5 protein-coding genes are annotated in these 4,642 nt (G+C 65.9%); 2 read left to right on the top strand and 3 right to left on the bottom strand.

Going from position 1 to position 4,642, the window contains the following annotated elements; genetic code table 11:
• Both DD1DGNOD_RS20470 and DD1DGNOD_RS20465 read right to left on the bottom strand, forming a co-directional pair.
• Window positions 1–258, bottom strand: a 258-nt coding sequence (locus DD1DGNOD_RS20470) for a transposase (RefSeq protein ID WP_131768115.1), incomplete at its 3' end; no start/stop codon positions are given.
• A 294-nt stretch (window positions 259–552) separates the two neighbouring features.
• Complete coding sequence (locus DD1DGNOD_RS20465; RefSeq protein WP_131770843.1) at window positions 553–1,086, bottom strand: hypothetical protein; 534 nt, start codon at window positions 1,084–1,086, stop codon at window positions 553–555.
• 206 nt (window positions 1,087–1,292) lie between these two features.
• Between DD1DGNOD_RS20465 and DD1DGNOD_RS20460 the strand changes: the two genes are divergently transcribed.
• Both DD1DGNOD_RS20460 and DD1DGNOD_RS20455 read left to right on the top strand, forming a co-directional pair.
• Window positions 1,293–1,730 carry a MarR family winged helix-turn-helix transcriptional regulator gene (locus DD1DGNOD_RS20460; RefSeq protein ID WP_131768112.1) on the top strand — a complete coding sequence of 146 codons (438 nt, stop codon included), beginning with the start codon at window positions 1,293–1,295 and terminating at the stop codon, window positions 1,728–1,730.
• Between the two features lie 59 nt (window positions 1,731–1,789).
• Window positions 1,790–3,610, top strand: coding sequence for an MFS transporter (locus tag DD1DGNOD_RS20455; protein WP_131770847.1), 1,821 nt, complete (start codon window positions 1,790–1,792; stop codon window positions 3,608–3,610).
• 15 nt (window positions 3,611–3,625) lie between these two features.
• Here DD1DGNOD_RS20455 and DD1DGNOD_RS20450 read toward each other — a convergent pair.
• A partial coding sequence (locus DD1DGNOD_RS20450; RefSeq protein ID WP_241255870.1) for an LLM class flavin-dependent oxidoreductase occupies window positions 3,626–4,642 on the bottom strand: 1,017 nt, incomplete at its 5' end.

The raw sequence follows: 4,642 nt of genomic DNA, 5'->3' as shown, positions 1-4,642 counted from the left end.
CTCGGCGATCGTGGAGTTCGCGTCCTTGACCTCGCCGCGTAGCCGGACGAGTTCGGCGCGTTCGGACTCGTCGAGCACGGCGTCCGGTGGCTGGGAGACCTCCGCCGCGTCCTTGGCTTTCTTCACCCATTTTCCCAACGTCATCTCGTGGACGCCGTTGTTCCGGGCGATCTCGGCGACCGGACGGCCGCCGTCGATGACGAAAGTTACTGCTTGTTCCTTGTACTCCTCGGTAAATCTACGGCGTGTCGCGCCCATTGCTCGTTCTCCCGACGGATCGGGCAGCTAGTCCGGGTGTCCACCGAAGCGGGAACGGTCCAACCTGGGCGGGCACGAGCTGGTCCACCATGTCGTGGACCTCGCTGCTATGGGGCGCCATCGTCACTTCCTCAGCATAACGCCGGACGCTGCGTCCAAAGCCCAGTCAAAATCAGTCTCCGTTCCGCCGCATGGTCGGCATGACCGCATGTTCTGCGTTGATCGGTGGGTTCGTCTCGAAGTCACTCTGCGTGGTATCTGATTGTTGCGGACACCGAGACATTCGCAGGGCGATCACGCCGGTGCGAACAATCGCAAAAGGTTGGACTGCTCGGGTCCAAGCGTCAACGTCGTGTTGTTCGCCTGTGGGTAGATCTCGGACGCTGCCCATCGAGCAGCTCGCACGCTGGACGCGCCCGGTGTCTTGATCCCGCGGGCGCGTAACTCGGCAAGCAGTTGTGGGGCGTCGAACAGGTACACCGAGGTAATGCACCACGGGCGGGTTCCGCCGCGTGAGGACGCCGCCGCCGACACTGGTCCGGTGAACACCAGATAGTAGTCCAGTGCCGGTGACTCGGTGACGTCGAGCACGCCTTCCCGTTTGAGGTACCACTTCACGTTGACCGTCCGGCCGCGCAGCGAACCAGAGGTGAACCGGCCGTCGACCGCGGGAGCCACTGCCGACGGTTCCAGGTCGATTGCGAAGACCCGTGCCGCGATCCACTCGCCGAGGTGTCCGGATGTCATCGGACGATCGATGATGCCAGCGGTCTGCTCGTCGATGGTGTTGCGTTGCCGCAGCAGCCCGGCGAGCTGTGCCAGCTCCATGCCACCCACGTCGGCGATCTTACCTGTTGTGGTGCGCTCCTGGCCCGCATGCGACGTCGCCGACGGTAACCGTCCTAGGCCATATCGGCGGGCCTCGGGCGACCCGCAGGAAGTCATTGGGCAGGTGCTTTCAGGGGATCTGGGAGGGCGTCGCCCGTGGGCCTGACAAACTTGAAAGGACAGGCTTATCAGCTTAGGCTGACAGAGTGTCTCGGGATTCGGATGTCGACCAGGTTGCCGCCACGCTTCGGCTGAGCATCGGGCTGCTCCTGCGGCGGCTACGTCAGGTGCAGCCCGTGGGCGAGCTGACGATGCCCGAGTCCTCGGCGCTCGTGCGCCTGGAGCGCGGCGGCCCGACCACGGCGGCCGCGCTTGCCAAGCTCGAGCAGATCAGCCCGCAGTCGATGGGGGCGACGCTGGGCGCGCTTGAGACCCGTGGCCTCGTCGAGCGACGTCCCGACCCGCAGGACGGCAGACGGGTGATCTTATCGATAACCGAAGCCGGTTTGCAGGCGCTGCGGGACAGGCGCAACGCGCGGACCGAACAGCTGGCGCAGGCACTCTCGACCGGGTTCACGCACGCGGAACTCGAACAGCTGATGGCGGCCGCACCGCTGCTTGAGCGACTGGCGCAGAGCATCTGATGCCGGCGATCGGGCCGCAGCGGGGCGGCGAGCAGATGGCCGGCGGGCGAACGGCGGGGATGAACGGCCACCACAAAGACGGCTACAAAGACCGCCGTAAGGACGACCGCTACAAATGGGTGGCCCTGGCGAACACGACCGCCGCCGTGTTCATGTCGGCACTCGACGGATCCATCGTCCTCATCGCACTGCCGTCGATCTTTCGCGGCATTCACCTGGATCCGCTGGCGCTGGGTAACGTCAATTACCTGCTATGGATGATCATGGGGTATGGCCTCGTCCAGGCTGTGCTCGTCGTAGCCCTCGGCCGCCTCGGCGACATGTTCGGCCGGGTCAGGATCTACAACGCCGGTTTCGTGGTGTTCACCATCGCATCCGTCCTGCTGTCGTTCGATCCCTTCGATGGCGGTCACGGAGCACTGTGGCTGATCGGTTGGCGGATGCTCCAGGCGGTCGGCGGGTCCATGCTCATGGCGAACTCGGCCGCGATCCTGACCGATGCGTTTCCTGCCGATCAACGCGGTTTTGCGCTGGGCATCAACCAGGTCGCCTACTTGGCCGGCCAGTTCGTTGGTCTGGTCGCCGGAGGTGTGCTGGCAAGCCTGGACTGGCGGGCGGTGTTCTGGGTCAACGTGCCGGTCGGCGTCTTCGGGACGCTGTGGGCGTACCGCAAGCTTCGTGACACCGGTCCTCGAGGAGGAGGGGGCCGTGTCGACTGGTGGGGCAACATCACGTTTGCCGTGGGCCTGGGAGCGGTCCTGATCGCTGTCACCCAGGGCATCCAGCCGTACCGAGATCACATCATGGGCTGGACGAACCCCGCGGTCTTCGGCCTGCTCGCCGGTGGCGCCCTGCTGCTCGCGGCGTTCGTCGTGATCGAGCGCAGGATCAGCGAGCCGATGTTCGAGCTCAGCCTGTTCCGCATCAGGGCCTTCACCGCCGGCAGCGCAGCGGGTCTCGCCGTGTCCGTCGCCCGCGGCGGGCTGCAGTTCATGCTGATCATCTGGCTGCAGGGGATCTGGCTGCCCCTGCACGGCTTCGACTACAGTGACACGCCCTTCTGGGCCGGGATCTACCTGGTTCCCATGACCGTCGGCGTTCTCGTCGCGGGTCCCGCATCAGGATTCCTCTCCGATCGCTTCGGCGCTCGAGGTCTTGCCACCGCCGGGATGCTCGTGTTCGGCAGCAGCTTCGTCGGCCTGATGCTGCTGCCCGTCGACTTTCCCTACTGGGCCTTTGGACTGCTGATCGCCGCGAACGGGATAGGCGGTGGCATGTTCGCCGCACCCAACTCGTCATCCATCATGGGCAGCGTCCCCGCGAGCCAGCGTGGCGTCGCTTCGGGAATGCGTTCGACCTTCCAGAACGCCGGTACGACGCTGTCGATCGGGGTGTTCTTCTCGCTTATGATCGTCGGGTTGGCGAGCAGTCTTCCGGACGCGTTGACGAGCGGTTTGCAGCAGCAGGGTGTGCCGTCCGACACCGCGCGTCAGATCGCTTCCCTGCCGCCCGTGTCGTCACTGTTCGCAGCTGTTCTCGGCGTCAACCCGATAGGACACTTGTTGGAGTCGAACAATGCGCTGTCCTCGCTGTCGCCTGCACACCAGCAGACCCTCACCGGCAGGGAGTTCTTCCCGAACCTGATATCGGAACCTTTCCACCACGGTCTCGTGGTGGTGTTCGCGGTAGCCGCCGCCCTGGCGCTGCTTGCCGCTGTCGCATCGCTGCTGCGCGGGAGCCGCTACGTCCACCCGGTGGCCCCAGGCCAGCTACCGCTGCCCGCCACCGAGCCGTCACCTATGGGCGGGGCGCTGTCGGTCAGCACGACGTCAACTCCGTCAACTCCCGAGGACCGTGGATCCGGCGAAGACAGCAGCTGACGCCACCGGGTCGCCTCAGCCCGCTGGGACCTCCGCCGCGGCCTCCGGCGCCCAAAGGGAGCTCGGATACGCGCGGCGCAGGTCGGGAGCGATGTCGTTGGCGAACCATTCCAGCTGCTCGCGCTGCCATTCCACCGGCAGTGAGTCGACACCTATCCCGGTGAGCTGCTGGCCGTATTCCTCGGTGAAACGATGAATCTTGTCGAGTACCTGCTCGGGGCTGCCGACAAGCGCCGAGCCGTGCTCGATGAACTCCTCGAGCTCCCAGAAGGGCGAGTTGTTGTGCTTGGCCGCCGGCGTGACCCGCTGGGCGTTCCAGAACGGACGGTAGGCTTCAACGGCCTCCTGTGAGGTCTTCCGGATCAGCAGGGCCGGGAAGGCGCTGGCGACCAGCGGTTCCCCCGAGTGGCCGTAGTGGGCCCACCGCTGCCGGTAGTGGTCGATGAGCTCCCGATACTGCGCGACGCGGAAAAAACCGTTCGCCGAATACAGCGGATCGCCGCGCAGCGCCGCCAGCTCCGTCGTCTGCCGGCTCGTCGCGCTGCCGTGCCATACACGGATCTTCCGCTGATACGGACGCGGTTGCGTCGTCACGTCCACGAGAGGCGCGCGGTATCGCCCCGACCAGGTCACGTTCTTCTCCGACCAGAGCCGGCGCAGCAGGTCGTACTTCTCGGCGAGGACGTCCCACTGCTCGGCGGGGTCGAGCCCGAATGTGGAGTAGTGCGGAGCGTGGTTGCCCTTCGCTATGACGAGATCGAGCCGTCCGCCGCTGAGATGGTCGAGCAGCGCGTACTCCTCGGCGACCTGGACCGGGTCGTGGATGCTGAGCACGGTCACGCCGGTGAGCAGCCGGACGCGGCTGGTGCGCGCGGCCACGGCGGTCAGCAGCACCGCGGGTGACGAGCACAGGAACGGCGCGCCGTGCCTCTCGCCGATCTGATACGCGTCGTAGCCGAGTTGCTCGACCAGCTCCGCCTGGGCGAGCACACTGGCCAGCTTGTCGTGCTGACTCAGGGTTACACCCGTCTT

This window comes from Candidatus Protofrankia californiensis (assembly GCF_900634765.1).
Classification (GTDB): Bacteria; Actinomycetota; Actinomycetes; order Frankiales; family Frankiaceae; genus Protofrankia; species Protofrankia californiensis.
The sequence above is the reverse complement of the archived record's forward strand: the minus strand, read 5'-3'. Positions and strand labels throughout refer to the sequence as shown.